At 73.6% G+C, this 18,658-nt stretch carries 17 protein-coding genes; 3 read left to right on the forward strand and 14 right to left on the reverse strand.

The features are described 5' to 3' along the window. Window positions 1–102 precede the first annotated feature (102 nt). The 14 genes from urtE to EKG83_RS28580 all read right to left on the reverse strand — a co-directional run bounded on the left by urtE (window position 103) and on the right by EKG83_RS28580 (window position 15,742). Complete coding sequence (gene urtE, locus EKG83_RS28515) at window positions 103–798, reverse strand: urea ABC transporter ATP-binding subunit UrtE (RefSeq protein ID WP_033428954.1); 696 nt, start codon at window positions 796–798, stop codon at window positions 103–105. Continuing rightward, window positions 798–1,547, reverse strand: coding sequence for an urea ABC transporter ATP-binding protein UrtD (urtD, locus tag EKG83_RS28520; RefSeq protein WP_033428840.1), 750 nt, complete (start codon window positions 1,545–1,547; stop codon window positions 798–800). Before urtD ends, urtE begins: the two co-directional genes overlap by 1 nt. Further along, complete coding sequence (gene urtC / locus EKG83_RS28525) at window positions 1,544–2,617, reverse strand: urea ABC transporter permease subunit UrtC (protein ID WP_033428839.1); 1,074 nt, start codon at window positions 2,615–2,617, stop codon at window positions 1,544–1,546. Before urtC ends, urtD begins: the two co-directional genes overlap by 4 nt. Beyond that, on the reverse strand, window positions 2,614–3,489 hold the full coding sequence (urtB, locus tag EKG83_RS28530) for an urea ABC transporter permease subunit UrtB (protein ID WP_033428838.1): 876 nt from the start codon (window positions 3,487–3,489) through the stop codon (window positions 2,614–2,616). The genes urtC and urtB overlap by 4 nt, the downstream gene beginning before the upstream one ends. Window positions 3,490–3,498: 9 nt before the next feature. After that, the gene (gene urtA / locus EKG83_RS28535; protein ID WP_033428837.1) at window positions 3,499–4,719 is read right to left on the reverse strand and encodes an urea ABC transporter substrate-binding protein; all 1,221 of its coding nucleotides are present in this window, start codon (window positions 4,717–4,719) and stop codon (window positions 3,499–3,501) included. Window positions 4,720–4,911: 192 nt separating this feature from the next. Continuing rightward, window positions 4,912–5,919 (reverse strand): methyltransferase, encoded by a 1,008-nt coding sequence (locus EKG83_RS28540; RefSeq protein ID WP_033428836.1) that lies wholly within the window; start codon window positions 5,917–5,919, stop codon window positions 4,912–4,914. Window positions 5,920–6,043: 124 nt separating this feature from the next. Then, window positions 6,044–6,634, reverse strand: coding sequence for a DJ-1/PfpI family protein (locus EKG83_RS28545; RefSeq protein WP_051764760.1), 591 nt, complete (start codon window positions 6,632–6,634; stop codon window positions 6,044–6,046). 299 nt (window positions 6,635–6,933) lie between these two features. Beyond that, a complete protein-coding gene (locus EKG83_RS28550) occupies window positions 6,934–8,043 on the reverse strand; it encodes a Gfo/Idh/MocA family protein (RefSeq protein WP_033428835.1) in 1,110 nt (369 codons plus the stop codon). Then, the gene (locus tag EKG83_RS28555) at window positions 8,013–8,723 is read right to left on the reverse strand and encodes a ThuA domain-containing protein (protein WP_033428952.1); all 711 of its coding nucleotides are present in this window, start codon (window positions 8,721–8,723) and stop codon (window positions 8,013–8,015) included. Before EKG83_RS28555 ends, EKG83_RS28550 begins: the two co-directional genes overlap by 31 nt. Window positions 8,724–8,961: 238 nt before the next feature. After that, a complete protein-coding gene (locus EKG83_RS28560) occupies window positions 8,962–11,469 on the reverse strand; it encodes an ABC transporter substrate-binding protein (RefSeq protein WP_033428834.1) in 2,508 nt (835 codons plus the stop codon). Between the two features lie 647 nt (window positions 11,470–12,116). Next, window positions 12,117–13,250: a hypothetical protein gene (locus EKG83_RS28565; RefSeq protein ID WP_033428833.1), complete on the reverse strand. Its 1,134-nt coding sequence runs from the start codon at window positions 13,248–13,250 to the stop codon at window positions 12,117–12,119. Between the two features lie 226 nt (window positions 13,251–13,476). Then, window positions 13,477–14,454 (reverse strand): ABC transporter permease subunit, encoded by a 978-nt coding sequence (locus tag EKG83_RS28570; protein WP_033428832.1) that lies wholly within the window; start codon window positions 14,452–14,454, stop codon window positions 13,477–13,479. Then, window positions 14,451–15,350, reverse strand: a complete 900-nt coding sequence (locus EKG83_RS28575) for an ABC transporter ATP-binding protein (protein ID WP_033428831.1) — start codon at window positions 15,348–15,350, stop codon at window positions 14,451–14,453. The genes EKG83_RS28570 and EKG83_RS28575 overlap by 4 nt, the downstream gene beginning before the upstream one ends. Then, window positions 15,347–15,742: a GntR family transcriptional regulator gene (locus tag EKG83_RS28580; protein ID WP_033428830.1), complete on the reverse strand. Its 396-nt coding sequence runs from the start codon at window positions 15,740–15,742 to the stop codon at window positions 15,347–15,349. Before EKG83_RS28580 ends, EKG83_RS28575 begins: the two co-directional genes overlap by 4 nt. Window positions 15,743–16,038: 296 nt before the next feature. On the opposite strand from EKG83_RS28580, the gene EKG83_RS28585 reads away from it, so the two are divergent. The 3 genes from EKG83_RS28585 to EKG83_RS28595 all read left to right on the forward strand — a co-directional run bounded on the left by EKG83_RS28585 (window position 16,039) and on the right by EKG83_RS28595 (window position 18,616). After that, complete coding sequence (locus EKG83_RS28585; RefSeq protein WP_033428829.1) at window positions 16,039–16,275, forward strand: hypothetical protein; 237 nt, start codon at window positions 16,039–16,041, stop codon at window positions 16,273–16,275. Window positions 16,276–16,394: 119 nt separating this feature from the next. Then, window positions 16,395–16,808, forward strand: coding sequence for a hypothetical protein (locus EKG83_RS28590; RefSeq protein ID WP_033428828.1), 414 nt, complete (start codon window positions 16,395–16,397; stop codon window positions 16,806–16,808). 71 nt (window positions 16,809–16,879) lie between these two features. After that, entirely contained in the window at window positions 16,880–18,616 is a 1,737-nt protein-coding gene (locus tag EKG83_RS28595; protein WP_033428827.1) for a carbohydrate binding domain-containing protein, read from the forward strand. Window positions 18,617–18,658: the final 42 nt, after the last annotated feature.

An 18,658-nucleotide genomic window follows, 5' to 3' on the forward strand; every position in this document is an offset into this window, starting at 1 on the left:
CTGGTGCGGCGTCGCCGGCGAGTTGGTGGTGCGGTGGGGTTCCGGGGTGCCGGTCTTGGCGGCGATGGCGCCAAGACCGGCACCCCGGGGCCGCGGAGGGCACTAGACCGCCAGCATCCGTCGAACCTCCTCGTCACGCAGGTCGTCCGCCGTGCCGGCGTGGACGACCTCCCCCGCCTCCAGCACCACGAAGCCGTCCGCCAGCCGCACCGCGAAGTCCAGGTACTGCTCGACCAGCAGCACGGTCAACCCGACCTCCCGGTGCAACCGCGCCACCGCGGCCTCGATCTCGTCGATCACGCTGGGCTGCACGCCCTCGGTCGGTTCGTCGAGCAGCAGCAGCCGGGGCCGGGTGAGCAGCGCCCGCGCGATGGCCAACTGCTGCCGCTGCCCGCCGGAGAGGAACCCGGCCGGCCGCCGGAGCAGGCCGCGCAACGCCGGGAACACGTCCAGCGCCTCGCCCACCGCCGCCGCGTCCCGCCGCCGGGCGGCCTCCAGCGTCACCTGGAGGTTCTCCCGCACGGTCAGCCGCGGGAAGGACACGTGCCCCTGCGGCACGTACGCCATGCCCGCCCGCACCCTCCGGTGCGTCGGCACGCGGGTGACGTCCCGCCCGTCGAACGAGATCCGCCCCGCGGTGGGCCGCAACGCGCCCATGATCGTCCTGAGCAGCGTGGTCTTGCCGACCCCGTTGCGCCCCATCACGCACACCAGCGACCCGGCGGGCACCTCCAGGTCCACCCCGGACAGCGCCCGCGCCCGCCCGTAGGCGACGTCCACACCGGACACCGACAGCATCACCCCACCGCCCTCCCCCCGGCCCGCCCCAGGTACACCTCGCGCACCTCGGGGTCCGCCTGCACCTCGGCCACCGACCCCTCGCGCAGCACGCGCCCCTGGTGCAGCACGGTCACCTTGCGCGCGTACCGGCGCAGGAACTCCATGTCGTGCTCGACCACGACCACGGTGCGCGCGGCCGCGACCCGGTGCAGCAGCTCGCCCGTCCGCTCGCGCTCGGCGCGGCTCATGCCCGCGACCGGCTCGTCGAGCAGCAGCAGCCGGGGCCGCTGCACCAGCAGCATCCCGATCTCCAGCCACCGCCGCTGCCCGTGCGGGAGGACCCCGGCGGGCCGGTCGGCCAGCGCGGTCAGCCCGGTCTCCGCCAGCGCCGCCGCCACCTCGTCGGACACCCCGCGCCGCCGCCGCAGCAGCGACCGCAGCGGCATCCGGAAGCAGGCCGCGAGGTCCAGGTTCTCCACCACGGTCAGCTCCTCGAACACCGTGGCCGTCTGGAACGTCCGGCCGACGCCCAGCCGCACGACCTCGTGCTCCCGCTTGCCGACCAGCTCCCGCCCGGCGAACCGGACGCTGCCCGCGACCGGTCTGGTCAGCCCGGTGACCACGTCGACGAGCGTGGTCTTGCCCGCGCCGTTGGGGCCGATGAGGAACCGCAGCTCGCCCTCCTCGACGGTGAGGTCCAGCCCGTCGACCGCGGCGAACCCGTCGAACACCACGCGCAGCCCGCGCACCTCCAGCAACACCGTCACACCGGCACCTCCTCGCGGGACCGCGAGCCGCCGGAGCGCGACCCGGGCCGCGGCAGCCGGTTCCGCACCGCCTCCGCGATCCCGGCCAGCCCCCGGGGCGCGAACACCAGCACCAGCACGAACAGCCCGCCCTGCAGGTACAGCCAGCCCTCGGCGAAGTCCTCGCTGAACACCGTCTTGGCGTAGTTGACCGCGATGGCCCCGGCGACCGCGCCCGCCACCGAGAACCGCCCGCCGACCGCCACCCCGACCAGCAGCTCCAGCGACGGCACGATGCCCAGCAGGGCCGGGGAGATGATCCCCACCACCGGCACGAACAACGCGCCCGCGATCCCGGCCAGCACCGCCGAGGCGGTGAAGGTGAGCGTCTTGACCAACGCCGGGTCGTAGCCCAGGAACCGCACCCGGTCCTCGCCGTCGCGCACGGCCACCAGCAGCCGCCCGAACCGGCTGCGCACCAGCAGCCCGGCTCCGACGAACACCGCGACCAGCACGGCGGCGGTGATCGCGTAGACCGCGCGCTGCCCGTTCGGGTCGGTCAGGTCCAGCGCGAAGAACCCGCCGAAGTTCGTCATGCCGTTGGTGCCGCCGGTCAGGCCCTGCTGCCCGACCAGGAGGATCACGAACGCCGCGGCCAGCGCCTGGGACAGGATCGCGAAGTACGCGCCGCGCACCCGCTGCCGGAACACCAGCAGCCCCAGCAGGAACGCCACCAGCCCCGGCAGCAGCACCACGGCCGCCAGCGCGAACACCGGGTTGGCGAAGGGCCGCCACAGGGCGGGCAGCTCCTCCACCCCGCTCCACACCATGAAGTCGGGCAGCCCGCCGGCGCCCGCCTCCCGCAGCTTCAGGTGCATGGCCATGGCGTAGCCGCCGAGGCCGAAGAACACGCCCTGGCCCAGGACCAGCATCCCGCCCCGGCCCCACGCCAGCGCGATGCCCACCGCGACGATGGCGAAGCACAGGTACTTCGCCAGCAGGCCGAGCCGGAACGGCGACAGCGCGAACGGCGCCAGCACCAGCAGCGCCAGGCACACCCACAGCGACACCCGCCCGAGAGACGTCCTCACACCAAGGTCCTTCCCCGAAGCGCGAACATGCCCTGCGGCCGAACCTGGAGGAACGCGACGACCGCCACGAGCACCAGCACCTTGGCCAGGCTCGCGTCGGTCCAGAACTCCAGGTAGCCGTTGAGGAACCCGAGCGCGAGGGCGGCGAGCACCGCGCCGCGCAGCTGCCCCAGCCCACCGGCGACCACGACCAGGAACGCGTCGACGATGTAGGTGGTGCCCAGGTTCGGGCCGACCGGGCCGACGAGCGTCAGCGCGACACCCGCCACCCCGGCCAGCCCCGAGCCGAGCAGGAAGGTGAACCGGTCGACCCGGCCGGTGGCGATGCCGCTGCACTCGGCCAGCTCCCGGTCCTGCACCACCGCCCGCATCCGCCTGCCCTGCGGCAGCCGGGTCAGGTAGAACCACACGCCGACCACGCACAGCGCGGCCAGGCCGATGGTGAACAGGCGGTTGTGCGGCAGCCGGACGCCGAGCACGTCCAGTCCGCCGGTCAGCCAGGCGGGCGCGGTCACCTGGACGTTCGGCGCGCCGAAGACGTCCCGTGCGAGCTGCTGGAGCACCAGGCTCACGCCCCAGGTCAGCAGCAGCGTGTCCAGCGGCCGCCCGTAGAACCGCCGGATCAGCGACCACTCCAGCAGCAGCCCCATCAGCCCGGCCACGGCGAACGCCGCGGGCAGCGCGAGCAGGAACGACTGGCCGGTCACGCCCTGGAGCAGGTACGCCGTGTATGCGCCCGCCATGATGAACTCGCCGTGCGCCATGTTGATCACGCCCATCTGGCCGAACGTGAACGTCAGGCCGAGCGCGATGAGCAGGAGCACCGCGGCGATGCCCAGCCCGATGGGCAGCTGGTTGGCCAGTGCCGCCACGTCGCCCCCTCAGCCGCTCAGGCCGGTCGCCCAGTCGTAGCCCTTGAGGTAGGGGTCCGGCTTGATGGGCCCGTCCGAGGCCCAGACCTGCTCGATCTGGCCGTCCGGCCGCACCCGGCCGATGCGCGCGGTCTTGGCCACGTGCTGGTTCTCGCCGTCGATGGCGGTGGGGCCCTCGGGCGCCTCGATGGTGATGCCGCCCGCGGCCCTGCGCACCGCCTCCACCTCGGTGGTGCCGGCCTTGGCGACCGCCTCGGCCCACAGGTGGACGGCGTTGTAGCCGGCCTCCATCGGGTCGGAGGTCACCTTGTCGGCGCCGTACTTGGCCTTGAACGCCTTGACGAACGCCTCGTTCGCCGGGGTCGCGGTGGTCTGGTAGTAGTTCCACGCCACCAGGTGCCCGGCGACGTTCTCCGGGCCGATGCCCCGGACCTCCTCCTCGGCCACGCTGACCGACACCACGGGCGTGCTCCCGGGGGTGATGCCGGAGGCGCGCAACTGCTTGAAGAACGCCACGTTGCTGTCGCCGTTGAGGGTGTTGAACACCGCGTCGGGCCGCGCGTCGGCGATCTTGTTGACCAGCGTGCTGTACTCCGTGTGGCCGAGCGGCGTGTACTCCTCGCCCAGCACCTCGATGCCCTTGGCGGCCGCGTACGCCTTGATGACCTTGTTGGCGGTGCGGGGGAACACGTAGTCGCTGCCCACCAGGAACAGGCGCCGCTCGCCCTGGGAGGCCAGGTAGTCCAGGGCGGGCACGATCTGCTGGTTGGTCGTCGCGCCGGTGTAGAAGATGTAGGGCGAGCTCTCCAGGCCCTCGTACTGGACGGGGTACCACAGCAGCGCCTTGTTGCGCTCGAACACCGGCAGCATCGCCTTGCGGCTGGCGGAGGTCCAGCCGCCGAACACCGCGGCCACGCGGTCCTGCGAGATCAGCTTCTGCGCCTTCTCCGCGAACGTCGGCCAGTCGGACGCGCCGTCCTCGGTGACCGGCACCAGCTTCTTGCCGAGCACGCCGCCCCGGGCGTTGATCTCCTCGACGGCGAGCAGCTCCGCGTCGCGCACGGTGACCTCGCTGATCGCCATGGTGCCGCTGAGCGAGTGCAGGACGCCGATCCTGATCTCGTCGCCGGACGCCCCGGCGCCGGCGCCCGGCTCGTCGACGCACGCCGTCGCCAGCAGGACCGGGAAGAGGAGGGCTAACAGGCCACGACGGGAGTTCCAGGTGCGCACCGGTGGCTCCTTCCGACTGGTGGAACCAGCGAAGCTATGAACCGCATGTTGCGTGCCGCGCGCCCTGGGTTACGTTCGCGTGGCCAAGTCCTCACCGCCGCCAGCCGTGACCGACTCGTTGTGACACAGGGGCTGTTGGCCTCTTTCCCGGTGACGCGGACTGTGGCAGAGCCCTCCGGGCGTGCCGACCCGTTACCCGGGGACGGCCTCGATCAGGGAGAACACGCCCGCGGTGCGGACGACCCGGGTCAGGCGGAGGCCGGCGCGGTCGAACAGGTCGCGGAACTGCGGTTCGGTGCGTTCCCGCCCCGGCAGCAGCGTCAGCATGGACATGTCGAGCAGCTTGCTGAAGTCCGGCTCGTTGCCCGGCGGGATGACCGCGTCGACGACCAGCACCCGGCCACCGGGCCGCAGGGCGCGGCGGCAGTTGCCCAGGATGCGCGCGCACTGCTCGTCGTCCCAGTCGTGCAGGACGTTCTTGAGCACGAGGAGGTCACCCGGGGGCACCGAGTCGAAGAAGTCCCCGGCGACCACCTCCCAGCGGTCGTCCCCGCCCAGCTGCCCGAGCAGGTGGCCGGCCACCACCGCGTCCTGGTCGAGCAGCACGCCGCGCAGGCCCGGGTGGGCGCGGAGCACCGACAGCAGCAGCGCGCCGTGGCCGCCGCCGACGTCCACCACCACGCCCGAGCCGGGGAAGTCGTAGACCGCCAGGATGGCGTCGCCCTCGGCGGTGGAGATGTCGACCATGGCCTGGTTGAACTCGTCGCCGGCCTCCGGGTTCTCGGCGAGGTACTCGAAGAGCGGCCGCCCGAACCGGTGCTCGAAGGCGGTGCCACCGTCGCGGAGGGCCGCGGCGAGGCCGGTCGCGGGCAGCAGGCACAGGTCCGAGGTCATCCCGAGCACCGCCGTCCTGACCGTCCGGGGCGCGTCGGCGCGCAGCACGTCGCCGGCCGGGGTCAGGTGGAACCTGCCGTCCTCGTCCTCCCGGAAGACCCCGCGACCGGCCAGGAACCTCAGCAGCCGGTGCAGGGACGGGCCGTGCGCGCCGATCTCCCCGGCCAGGTCGGCGGCATCGCGCGGCCCGTCCGCCAGGTGCTCGGCGACGTCGAGCAGCACCGCCGCGCGCAGGGCGGCCGAGTACAGGTGGGCCATGGCGTCGGACAGGACCTGCCGCACCGGGTCCTCGGACGAACTCGTCATGCCCCTCCCGTCGTCGGGGCCCGTCGGATACCGGTGGGCGGAGGAGAACGGTGCGCGCCACCGGAGGGACCCCCGCCCGGTCGAGCGCGGCGCCGGCGGTCGTTTTCCCTCGCCACTGCTCCCCTCACCGGGCCGACCTGATCCGGTCGAGCCCCCGCGCCCCGGACGACTCCTCCAGCACCCGCAGGAACGCGCGGGACCACAGCGGCAGGTCCGGCCAGCCCCGGCAGGACACCATCGCGCCGTCCACGACGTCGGGCCCGTCCACGAAGGTGGCCCCCGCCTGCTCCACGTCGGACTTCAGCGGCGGGTACGCGGCCGTGGTGCGACCGCGCAGCAGCCCCAGGGCGGCGGGCACCTGAGGGCCGTGGCAGATCGTGCCGACCGGGAGCCCGCGCTCGAAGAAGTGGCCGACGACGCGGGCCACGTCCGGGTCCGTGCGGATGTACTCCGGCGCCCGGCCGCCCGGGATGACCAGGGCGTCGCACTCCTCGGGGTCCACCTCGGCGAACGCCAGGTCCACGGGCAGCAGGTGGCCGGGTTTCTCGGTGTAGGCGTCCCAGCCGGGTTCGAAGTCGTGCACCACGAGCTTCACCGCGCGGGTCGTCGGGGCGGCCACGACCGCCTCGTGACCGGCTTCGCGCAGGCGGAACACCGGGTACATCGAATCGAGTTCCTCGGCGGCGTCGGCGGTGAGGACCAGTACTCGCGCCACGGGCGCTCCCTTCTGCCGCGCGGCGCTCCACCGGGCGCCGCGGCGGGTCGGGCGGGGTCGGCTGCTCCCGGGCCGGGCGTCGACCGTCCACAGGCGACGGACACCGACGCGTTCCGCGCGATCCCCGTGCCGCCGACGGGTACCGGCCCGGCGTTGATCCCGTCCCAGCGTGGCACGCGCGCGTCCGCGTTCACAAGGAGCGGTGACCGATCGGCCGCACCGCCCGCGCCGGGCGTGCACGGGGAGCACCGACCCCTCGGGTCGACCGGTCCCCCGGCACCCCCGCCGTGCCGGTGCCTTCACCGGCGGCTGGGGGACCACTCGTCCACGGGTGTGAGGGGCACCGGCACCGGCCGCTCCACCGTGGTCGTCAGCTCGATCCGCCGCCCCTCGTCCGCGGCGCGGAGCACGGCGGTCATCGTCTCCAGCACGTGCAGCGCGAGCTCACCGCCGGTGCGCGGGGCCCGCTGCCCGTCGGCCGCGACGAGGTCGAGGAGGCCGATCCCCCGCCCCGCGCCCGTGTAGCCCGCGCTGGGGGGAAGGGTCCGCCACCCGGTGCCGCCGAGCGGGAAGAGACGGGTCTCGCCGTCGAAGAGGTTCGGGTCCGGGACCGCGAGCGTGCCGTCCTCGCCGTGCACCTCGATCGGTGCGGCGGTGGTGACCACCCCGTCGAAGCTGGTCGTGATGGTGGAGAGCGCGCCGTTGGCGTGTTCGAGCACGCCGGAGACGTGGCTGTCGACCTCGACCGGGATCCGGTGGCCCGTCCGCGCGCCGGAACCGATGACGCGCTCGGTGCGCAGGCGACTGGCCGCGCCGAGCACCGTGCGCACCGGGCCGAGCAGGTGGACCAGCGCGGTGATGTAGTACGGCCCCATGTCCAGCAGGGGGCCGCCACCGGCGGTGTAGTAGAAGTCGGGGTTGGGGTGCCAGCGTTCGTGCCCCGGCGTGATCATCACGGCCGACGCGGAGAGCGGGCGCCCTATGAGCCCGCTGTCGATCGCCGCCCGCGCGGTCTGCGTGCCCGTGCCGAGAACGGTGTCCGGTGCGCAACCGACCCGGACACCGGCCGCGGCGGCCCGGTCGATGATCGCCCGACCGTCCGGGAACGTGACGGCGAGCGGCTTCTCGCCGAAGACGTTCTTGCCGGCCTCGATCGCGCGGAACGCGATCGGGGCGTGGGCCGCGGGGACGGTGAGGTTCAGCACCGTGTCGACGTCCGCCCCACCGAGCAGCCGGTCGACGCTGACCGCCTCGGCACCCGGGAGGTCGGCGGCGACCGCGGCCGACCGGGCGTCGTCGAGGTCGGCGACCGCGGTGACGCGCACCGCGGGGTGGTTGCCGAGCGTGTTCAGGTATGCGCGGGAGATGACCCCGAGACCTACGATGCCGACGCGGTGCGGGTCGCCCACAACATCCCCTTCTCGATGACGGTGCGGACGCTGGGGTGCTCCAGCACGTCCAGGCTGTGCCCCGGCGTCGTCACCACGATCCTCCCGGCGCCCCACCGGCGGGTCCAGATCGCCGGGCAGGTGACCGGCCGGTGCCACGGGTGCCACGGTCGGGGCGGGTGGGTCGTGGTGGCCAGCACGTCGACCAGGTCGTCGTGCAGCACCCAGTACTGCTCGGTGACCAGTTCGAAGTCCTCGATGCCCGCGGTGATCGGGTGCTCCCGGCCGAGCGCGGTGATGTTCACCGCGTGCGGCAGGTAGTTGTCCTCCTGCCCGCCCCGGCGCTCGCACGGCTCTCTGCCCGGGTGCGTGGCGAACTGGCCGCCCACCAGGTGCAGGTAGTCCGACGACGCGCGGAACGAGTCCGCGATGCCGCCGTGCCAGCCGGTGAAACCGGTGCCGGCCTCGACCGCCGCGCGCAGCCCGGCCAGTTGCGCGGTGGTGATCTGCGACATCGTCACGCACTGCACGACCAGGTCGGTGCCCGCCATCCCGGCGGCGTCGGCGTACACCTCGGTCGACTCCTCGACCCGCACGGCGTAGCCGTTGCGCTCCAGGAAGGGGATGAACAACCCGGTCGCCTCCACCGGCCGGTGGCCTTCCCACCCACCGCGGACCACCAGTGCCCTCGGTCGTGCCACGCTCCCCCTCTCCCGGAACCGCTCACCACGCACCCGGCCTCGGTGCAGCTTGATCAGCGCACCGAACTGCACATTGCCGCGCACGTCACCATCGGTCAAGTACGGGGCACGCAGCGGCACGGGCGCGGATGGCCGGAACACCGGCCCCACTCGGAGGGGCCGGCCCGACCGACGCCGCCCGCGCCGCACCGGCTGCGGGTCGCCGACATCACCGAACACGGGTCCTTGCCCGGCCGGATCAGGCGAACACCACCAGGTAGGTCGCGAGCACCGCGACCAGGTAGGCCGGGTAACCGATCCGCGCCGCCCGCGACAGCCGCCGCTCCTGGGCGTCGCGGCGGAGCCCGGCCAGCCGCTTGCGCAGCATCGCCACCAGCACGCACCCGGCCGCGAGCAGGATGAACGCGTAGTAACCCCACTCCAGCGCCACCGTGTAGCTCACCGACGGCAGCTGCGACGTCACGTTGTTCAGCAGCACGGCCGTGCTGAGGATCGCGGTGACACCCATGGACACCGGCGCGGCGCCGTCGGAGGCGTTGAAGAACAGCGAGAGGTACGTGACGCAGATCAGCAGCACCAGCGGCAGCAGGTTCTTGATCAGGAACGGCAGGGTGTCGCGGACGATCTCCACCTCGCCGGTGTACTGGCTGTAGTAGATACCGTCCGCGGTGCCCGCCGCCGACCCGTCGCCCAGCGCGTCGCTGCTGCCGACCGTCCGCTGGAAGAACCGGGCGGAGGTGGCCAGCCAGTTCGGGATGTCGTTGATCGTCGCCTCGGCGTCCGCGCCGCTGCGCAGGTGGTGCTCGGCCGGCTGGTCCAGCACCTCCTTGTCGGTCACGTACACCACCTGGTCGGCGGTCTGCGTCCGGTTCTGCAGCACCACCCTGAGGTGCTGGTGGTCGAACGGGAAGCTGCGGAACTCGAACCCGCTCTTGAACCGGTCGGCCACCCGGTACAGCCGGTAGGTGCCGTCGTCGCCGGTCACGTCGCGCAGCGGCTGACCGAGCTTGAGGTCCGGCTTGACCGCGTTGACGAACTGCACGTCCGCCGCCGCGTGCGGGCCGGTGTACTTCAGCCACAGGAAGAAGTCCACGAAGTACGTGCCGTCGCGGGTGTCCAGGTCGCGCACCTCGTTGAGGTTGATGCCGGTGGCCACCACCTGGCGGCGGGTCAGGTACCGGTCGCCGACCGCGATCACCGAGCCGTCCGCCAGCGCCGCCGCCAGCGCCTGCGGCGAACCCGGCTCGTGGGTGGTCAGCTGGACCGGCGTGGACACCAACCGCACGCCGTCGCTGGTCACGAACGACACCGGCATCTGCGCCGAGCCGTTCGCGGTGAAGTACAGCGGCCCGAGCAGCGCGGGGAACGCGTTCTTCTTGTCCTTCAACGACGCCAGGCCGTCGCGCAGGCGTCGCCGGTCGGCGGCGATGGCGGCCGGGTCCAGGCCGATGCGGTCCTTGGTCACCACGTGCAGGCCGACGTTGAGCGCCTGCCGCGCGGTCGCCGCGTGCCAGCGCGGGCGCTCCCCGAACCGGCGCTGGAACTCCTCGGACCAGGCCAGCGCCGGACCGGACAGCGAGTCCTGCGCCATCGGGGTGGCCAGGTGCAGGTCCCGCGTCGCACCGCCCAGCGCGTCGTGGAACGACTTCGTGCCCAGGGCCGCCGTGCCCAGGATCGGCGCCTCGAACCCCGCGCCGCGCAGGCCCTTCACCAGCGCGACACCGTTGCGCTCCTCGGTGGCGAGCAGCACCGGCGCGCCGAGGTCCTTCACCCGGTCCACCGCCGCCCGCGGGTCGCCGGTCACGGGCAGCGCGGCGACGACCTCGCCGAAGCCGCGGTAGGAGTCCGCGAAGGCGGCCTGCGCCGAACGCCCCGACGCGGTGTCGTCGTACACCACCGCGACCTTCTTCGCCTTCAGCACGTCGGAGGCGTAGACGGCGAGGAAGTCGGCCTGCGTGCGGTCGCCGAACATGCTGCGGAAGTACCAGTCGCTGCTGTCGGTGACGGCCGACCCGCTGGCCGACGGCGTGACCGCCGGGATGCCGGCGGCCCGGTAGATCGGGGCGGCGGCGAGGGACGTGGCGGTGACACCGTGCCCGATGACGTAGAGCGCCTTGCCGTCGCGCACGATCTCCTCGGCGATCGCCGTCGCCCGCTCCGGCTGGTCGGCGTCGTCGTAGACCCGCAGCTCCACCGGGTGCCCGTCCACCCCGCCCGCGGCGTTCAGGTCGTCCACCCGCATCCGGACACCGCGCTCGACGTCGGCGGCGGCGGCCGGGTCACGCCCCGTCAAGCCCGCGACCACGGCGACGCGCACCGGCTCCCCACCGGCCCGGCTGGTGGCCGTCCACACCCCGACGGCGGCCAGCGCGAGGAGCACCACCGCGCCGAGCGCGACCAGCTTCCCGGACCTCTTCCGCCGCCCCGCGACCGGCACCACGGGCTCCGGCCGCGGCGGCTCCACGACGTCCCGCACCTCTCGCGGCACCCGCGGTGCCACGCGGCGCAGCGCGCGCCGGGCCCGGTCGGTCTCCGGGTCGGCCTTGATGGCGAACGCCCGGTCCAGGCAGAACCGCCGCTCGGCGTCGTCGGTGACCAGCTCGGCGAGCCAGCGCCAGGCCGGCTCGTACCCGGTGTCGTCGGCCAGCGCGACGCCCAGCAGCTCCCGGGCGGCCTCCGGGTCGGTGGTGCGCAGGCCGATCGCCCGGTGGGTGAGCGTGACGGCGGTGTCCGGCTTCTCAGGCACGGGCCGGAGGTTAGGGAAACCACCCCGTGCCCGATGGAGAATCCCCCGACCGGGCCACCGTCACCCGTCCTGCCCACCACCCCCACCGCTCGGTGACCGGTGCGGAACGAGTTTCCGCGGGCGGGTGATCGGGCGGGGCGGGCTGGGCACGGTCTGGTCCGGCGTGCCCCGATCCCACTGCCCCGAGGTGCGCATGACCACGTTCGGCGCTGTTCACGGCCCGTTCCCGGTGGCGATCGTGGGGGTGGGGTGCGTGGTGGTGGGTGTGTCGACGCACGACTGCGCCGACCTCCAGGCGCGGCGGCCGGGCACCGTCACGGCCGTCGTCGTGGCTCGACAACCCCCGGGCGACGGGCAGGTCGTCCGGCTCCTCACCACGCCAGTGGTACGGGAACGAGCGCACCAACTCGAAATCTCACCGGCCGGAAGCTTGCGTGGGGACTTCCCCGCGGATGCGTGTTCGGACGAACCTCACGGACGCAGTTCCACCTCGGATTCGATCTTGAGTCGTCGAGGCCGCGGTCCAGGAGGCCGGCGCGTTCCACGGCGGCGGCGACACGCCGCCGGAGTCGGTGCGGGCGTGCGTGTTCAACCACATCGACCGCCGGCCGCCCCGGGCCGCGGGTGCCCGGGGCGGCCGGCGGGCGTCAGTGGGACGGGGTCGTGGCGACCGGGGTCCAGCGGACGCCCTTCCAGGTGCCGTCGGCGGTGGTGCTGCGACCGACCACGACGCCGTGGTTGTTCAGCGCGACCGGCGTGCTGTAGGCGCCGCCCAGCGAGTCGAGGTAGGTGAGCCGCCCATCGCGCCAGAGGAACACGCGGCTCGACGAGTAGTCCGGCGACGAGGCGTGCCCGATGATGTCGCCGCGCTCGTTGATCGCGGTCGCCACGGAGTTGCCGGGCACGCCGAGGTCGACCTGCTTGCCGCCGGCGGGCCACAGCACCGCGCGGGACATGCCGTTGTCCAGCACCCAGCCGACCGCGTCGCCGCGCTCGTTGAGGGACTGCTCGCCGTGGGCGAGCCGGCCGTTCTCCGACAGCACGGTCACCTCCTCGCCGTCCCAGCGCAGCGCCACCATGCCCCGGTTGGCGACGATCACACCGGCCTCGTTGATCGCCTCCGGGTCGTACGTGCCGTAGCCCGGACCGGGGGCCAGCTTCACGCACGCGCCGTCGGTGCAGCGGAGCGCGGCGAACTCCTGGAAGGCGGCGTAGGCGTAGCTCGCCGCGACGACACCGGCGTTGTTGATCGCGTACGTCGACACGTGATCACCGGCCACCGGCAGCTCCACGTGCCGCTCGCCGTCCCACACGGCGGCGTGCTGCTCGCCCCGGGCCGACGTGGCGTACGACATCGGCACGCTGCCGTCGTCGTTGATCACCTGCGCCCGCGCCCACGCGGCTCCCGGCGGGGCGATGGCCGTCCGCCGACCCGCGGACCAGACCCACGGCTGCTGCGTGTCCGGCACGCCGTCGGAGGTCAACCCGAGCACCTCGCCGCTCTGGCTGATCGCGCCGGCCAGACCGGGGCCGAGGTCGGTCGCGCCGCCGCGCGGCGCCCACAGCACCGCGCGCGTCGGCCCGTCGCCCTGGGCGCTGCCGACGATCTGGCCGAGGTCGTTGACACCGGTGGGGTAATAGCCGAAGGTGCCGGGCAGGCCCGCGACGCCCGGCAGTTCGGCGATGACGTGCGTGGCGGACGCGACCGCCGCGGGAGTGGTGGCCAGTGGCAGGGCTGTCGCGAGCGCCAACACGGCCAGCGACGCGCGTAAGTCGGGCATGATCGCTCCGTTGCGAGTATGTCCTGAAGTGGTACTGGATCGATCAACGGTAACCCCCGCGCGCCCGCGGCGGTGTCGGCCGGACAGCGCAATGGTCCGCGAAACCCTTGCGCCGCACGGAGGTTGGCGGATCGCCGGGTCCCACCGCGACGCTCGGCCGGGCGACGGCGCGGGACCGTCGGGCGCGGCGATCCCGGCCGGCTTCACCGGTGCGTCCGCGGTCCTCCTAGATCACCCGGCGCCGCACCCGCCACACCACCACGCCGATCAGGACCGCCGCGCCGGCGACGAACAGGGCCGCCTCGATGAGCTGGAACGTCCAGAACCGGTCGGCCGGGTGGTAGACCCCGAACCGCTGGACGCCGCGCGCGTGCAGGAACTGGTTGAGGTTGGTGCCGGCCCGGTCGGCGGCGGCCTCCAGCTCCTGGTACTCGGTCGAGCCCAGCCTGCGCCCGGTGGCGTCCGCGTAGCCGCGTTCGATCGTCCAGTCGGCGAAGCCGGGCACGGACCGGTGCCCCGCCTGGTCCTCCGAGCCGCCGGCGGGGACCGGCGCCACGGTGGTCAGCGGCGTGGCGTACGCGGGACGGGCCAGCAGCGCCACCGACATCCGGGCGGCGAGGAACGCCCCGAGGGCGACGCCGAACGCGGGCAGGCTGCGCCGCAGGATCGCCCCGGCGGCAGTGGCGACGCCGAACGCGAACAGCGCGTACGCCACCGGAACGAGTCCTTCCAGGTCGAACGCGTCGTACTGGAACCGCCCCTCCCACGCGTCGAACGGCCGGCGGAACCAGGTGAGCACCGCGGTGAACACGCCGGTGAGCGCGACGGTGACGCCGGCCAGTGCCGCGAGCTTGGCCGCCAGCCAGCGCATCCGCGGCACGGCCTGCGTCCAGGCGAGCTGCCAGGTGCCGTCCTCCAGTTCACGCGCGAGCAGCGGCGCGCCGAGGAACGCGCCGATGACGAGGGGGACCAGGTAGAAGGCCGCCAGGAGGTTCTCGACGTACCCGTACTCCTCGTCGAGCCGGCGGAAGGAGGCCGCGCAGACCTCGTCGACGCCGGCCCCTCCCGCGCACCGGGCGGGACCGCCGGGGAACAGGTCGTGGGCCTGCGCCCCGAGCACGAGCAGGACGACGCCGAACGCGCCGACGAGCAGGCCCAGGACGCAGACCTCGGTCCGGTGCTGGCGCCAGATCAGCCAGGTCATGCCGCCCCCACCGGGGTGACCTCGGCGCCGGGCTCGGACGACCGGCGCAGGTACGCCAGCACCAGGTCCTCCAGCGCGACCGGCCGGGCCTGCCACCCGGGCGCGGCCGGGATCGCGCCGTCGCGCACCAGCAGGGTCGTGTGCCGGTCGCTGTGGACGGCCTCCACGACGGCGCCGGCCCGGTCGGGGTCGGTGGCCGTGCGCGGGCCGACGAGCAGCCGGTGTTCGGCGAGGAGGGTGTCGATGTCACCGGTGAGCGTGACCCGGCCGCGGTCGAGCACGACCAGGTGGTCGCAGACGCGCTCCAGCTCGTGCACGACGTGGGAGGAGAACAGGACGGTCACCCCGCCCTCGGCCACCGCGCCCATGAGGACCTGCAGGAACTCGTGCCGGGCCAGCGGGTCGAGGCTGGCCACCGGTTCGTCGAGGACGAGCAGGTCCGGCCGCTTCGCCAGGGCCAGGGCCAGCGCGACCTGGGCCTGCTGCCCGCCGGAGAGCGCGCCGGTCCTGCGGTCGAGCGGGATGGCCAGCTTCGCCAGCCGGCGCTCGGCCAGCCCTTGGTCGAACCGCGGGTTGCAGGCCCGGCCGAAGCGGAGCATGTCGGCGACGGTGAAGCGCTTGTACAGCGGGTGGTCCTGGGCCAGGAACCCGACCCGGGACAGGGTGCGCGGGGTGCCGGCGGTGACGTCGTGGCCGAGGACCTCCACCGTGCCGGTGGTCGGTGCCAGCAACCCGACGACCAGGCGCAGCAGCGTGGTCTTGCCCGCGCCGTTCGGCCCGACCAGGGCGATCACGCCGCCCGCCGGCAGGGCCAGGGTGCAGTCGCGCAGCGCCCAGCCCTTCCGGTACCGCTTGCCCACACCGTCGGTGCGCAGCGCGAACCCGGCCGCCGTCACGCCACGCCCTCGTTCCTCATCTGCTGGTGGACGGAGGCGAGGAGCGCGTCGACCGCCCGCTCGTCGAGGCCGGCCGCGTAGGCGCGGCGCAGCCATGCCTCCAGGCCGCGGCGCAGCGACGTGTACGTCGACGCCGGCATCGCGGCCGACTGCTGTTCGTTGACGAACGTGCCCTGGCCCGGCCGGCCGGTGACCAGGTCCTCCTGCTCCATCTGCCGGTACGCCTTGGCGACGGTGTTCGGGTTGATCGCCAGGTCCTCGACCACCTCGCGGATGAGCGGGAGGCGGTCACCGGGTTGGAGGAAGCCCAGCAGCACCGCCTGGCGGACCTGTTGGACGAGTTGCAGGTACGGCGGCACGCCGGAGTGGGTGTCGAGCCGGAAGACGAACACGGTAGCCCCTTACTGCTTTACTAGTACCGTAGTAAAGCAGTGAGTCGGCGGTCAAGGGCGCCGACGTGCCCGCGCGGTCGGGGTACGTGACGGTGTGACCGTCCTCGGTGGCGCGGCGGGGGTGGAACTCGTCCGACTGCCCGGCCTGGGGAGTGCTCTCGGCCGGGAGGCGTAGTTGTCGGCCGCGGCCCCCGGCAGCGGCGGGCACACCGGCCTGCCCCGACCGAGACGCGCAAGGCCCTGCACGTCCTGGAGGACCACTCGCTGCTCGACCGGCACCGCACGGCCGCTACTCGATGCACGACCTGGTCCGCGCCTACGCCGCCACCACCGCCCGCGACCACCTCCCGGAGCCCGCGCGGCAGGCCGCGCTGGAGTGGGCGGTCGACTTCTACCGGCACACCGCCCACACCGCCGACCGGCTCCTGGACGGCAACGACCGGGTCCGGCTCGACCCGCCCGCACCGGGGGTCCGCAGCCGGCCGACCTGTCCGCCGCGCCGGCGTGGCCGGACGACCACCAGCCCCACCTGATCGCCGCCCAGCAGGTCGCCGCCGTCGAGCACCTGCACCGGACCCTCGCCGCGGCCGAGGAGCACCACGACACCCTCCAGGCGGCCTACACCGAGCACGCGCCCTTCAGGACGTGGGAGGTGCGAGGGGACTACCCGCAGGCCCTGGGCCACGCCCGGCGCGCCCTGCACCTCATCCGCGACCTCGATCGGCCGGTGCAGGAGGCCGACGCGCTCAACCAGGCGGGCCGGGCCGCCGCGGTGCCGGGCGACTACGACACCGCCCGCGACCACTGCCAGGCGGCCCTTCGACCCGTAGCCCTCTACCGCACCCTCGGCGACACCACCGCGGCCGCCGACACCCTCGACCGCCTCGGCCACCCGCACGCCGCCCCGGGCCGGCACGACCAGGCCCGCGAGATGTGGCGGAACCCGGGCACCGCCGACCACCCACAAGTCCACTGTGGACCAAACAGCGGACTTCTCGCACGACAGCGGACATTTCACAACCTAAGCCGCATATCGCGAAACGTCTTGACAACCCCCATGGTCTAGTCCAATTCTGATGACCGGTCGCCACCGCCGGGCCCCACCGGGCCCGCGTCCCCTCCCCTGCTGGAGCGCACATGCGTCCGTCCAGAGTCCTGGTACTCCTGGTGGCCCTGCTCACCTCCCTGTCCCTCATCCCGACCGCCGCCGGCGCGGCGGCCCAGGCGGCCAAGCCGCTGCCCGCCCGGGTGTTCGCCCCCTACTTCGAAGCCTGGACCGGCGAGAACCCGGCCACCCTGGCACAGCAGTCCGGCGCGAAGTACCTGACCTTCGCGTTCCTCCAGACCGCGGCCAAGGGCTCCTGCACGCCGCTGTGGAACGGCGACGCCGGGATGCCGATCTCACCGAGCGTGTTCGGCGGCGAGATCACCGCGTTGCGCGCCAACGGCGGCGACGCCATTCCGTCGTTCGGCGGCTACACCGCCGACCACACCGGCACCGAGATCGCCGACAGCTGCACCGACGTGGCCAGGATCGCCGCCGCGTTCCAGAGCGTCATCACCACCTACGACGTGAGCCGGCTCGACCTGGACGTCGAGGTCGAGGCGCTGGACAACGCGGCGGGCATCGACCGCCGCAACAAGGCGATCAAGCTGACCCAGGACTGGGCCGCCGCCAACGGCCGCAGCGTCCAGTTCTCCTACACCCTGCCCACCACCCCGACCGGCCTCGCGCCCAGCGGCCTGGCCGTGCTGCGCAACGCGGTCGCCAACAACGCCCGCGTCGACGTCGTGAACCTGATGACGTTCGACTACTACGACGGCCGGCAGCACCAGATGGCCGACGACACCAAGACCGCCGCGCAGGGCCTGGTCGACCAGCTCGCCGCGCTGTGGCCGGGCAAGACCGAGGCCCAGCGGTGGGCGATGGTCGGCGTCACCGAGATGATCGGCGTGGACGACTACGGCCCCGCCGAGACCTTCCAGGTCGCCGACGCCCGCACCGTGTACGACTGGGCGATCGCCAAGGGCGTCAACACGCTGTCGTTCTGGGCGCTCCAGCGCGACAACGGCGGCTGCCCCGGCGGCGCTGCGGCGGACAACTGCTCCGGCATCGCCCAGGGCACGTGGGAGTTCAGCCGGATCTTCGCGCCGTTCACCGGCGGCGGGACCCCGAACCCGGTCAACGACTTCACCCTGGGGGTCACCCCGTCGTCCGCGGCGATCGACCCCGGCGGCTCGACCACCGCGACCGTGGGCACGGCGGTGGCCTCCGGCACCGCGGAGACGGTGTCCCTGACGGCGGGCCCGGCGCGTGCCGGTCTCACCGCGACCCTGTCGGCCTCCGGCGTCACCGCGGGCGGTTCGGCGACCCTGACCGTCGCGGCGGCGGCCACGGCGGTGCCCGGCGACTACACGGTCACCGTGACCGGCACCAGCCCCTCGGCCACGCACACGGCCTCGTTCTCGGTGAAGGTCAAGGGCACCGTGCCGGACGGCACGATCGTCAACGGCGGCTTCGAGGACGGCGCGCTGACGCCGTGGACCGCCCCCGGTGACGCGATCGTCGGCACGCCGGCGCACTCCGGCGCGCACGCGCTCCAGGTCACGCCGAACGGGTCGGGCAACGGGCAGGCGTCCCAGGCGGTCACCCTCACCCCGAACAAGACCTACACGCTCAAGGGCTGGGTGCGCGGCAACTACGCGTTCATCGGCGTGAGCGGCGGGGCGACCGCCAGTGCCTGGACGTCGGCGGGCGACTGGACGCAGCTGTCCGTCCCGTTCACCACCGGGGCGTCCGGCGCGGTCACCGTCTACGTGCACGGCTGGTACGGCCAGCCCCCCGTCTACGCGGACGACTTCACGATCGGCTAGGACGGGCGGGAACGGCGGGTGTGCCCGGATCAGGGCACACCC

This window comes from Saccharothrix syringae, assembly GCF_009498035.1.
Classification (GTDB): Bacteria; Actinomycetota; Actinomycetes; order Mycobacteriales; family Pseudonocardiaceae; genus Actinosynnema; species Actinosynnema syringae.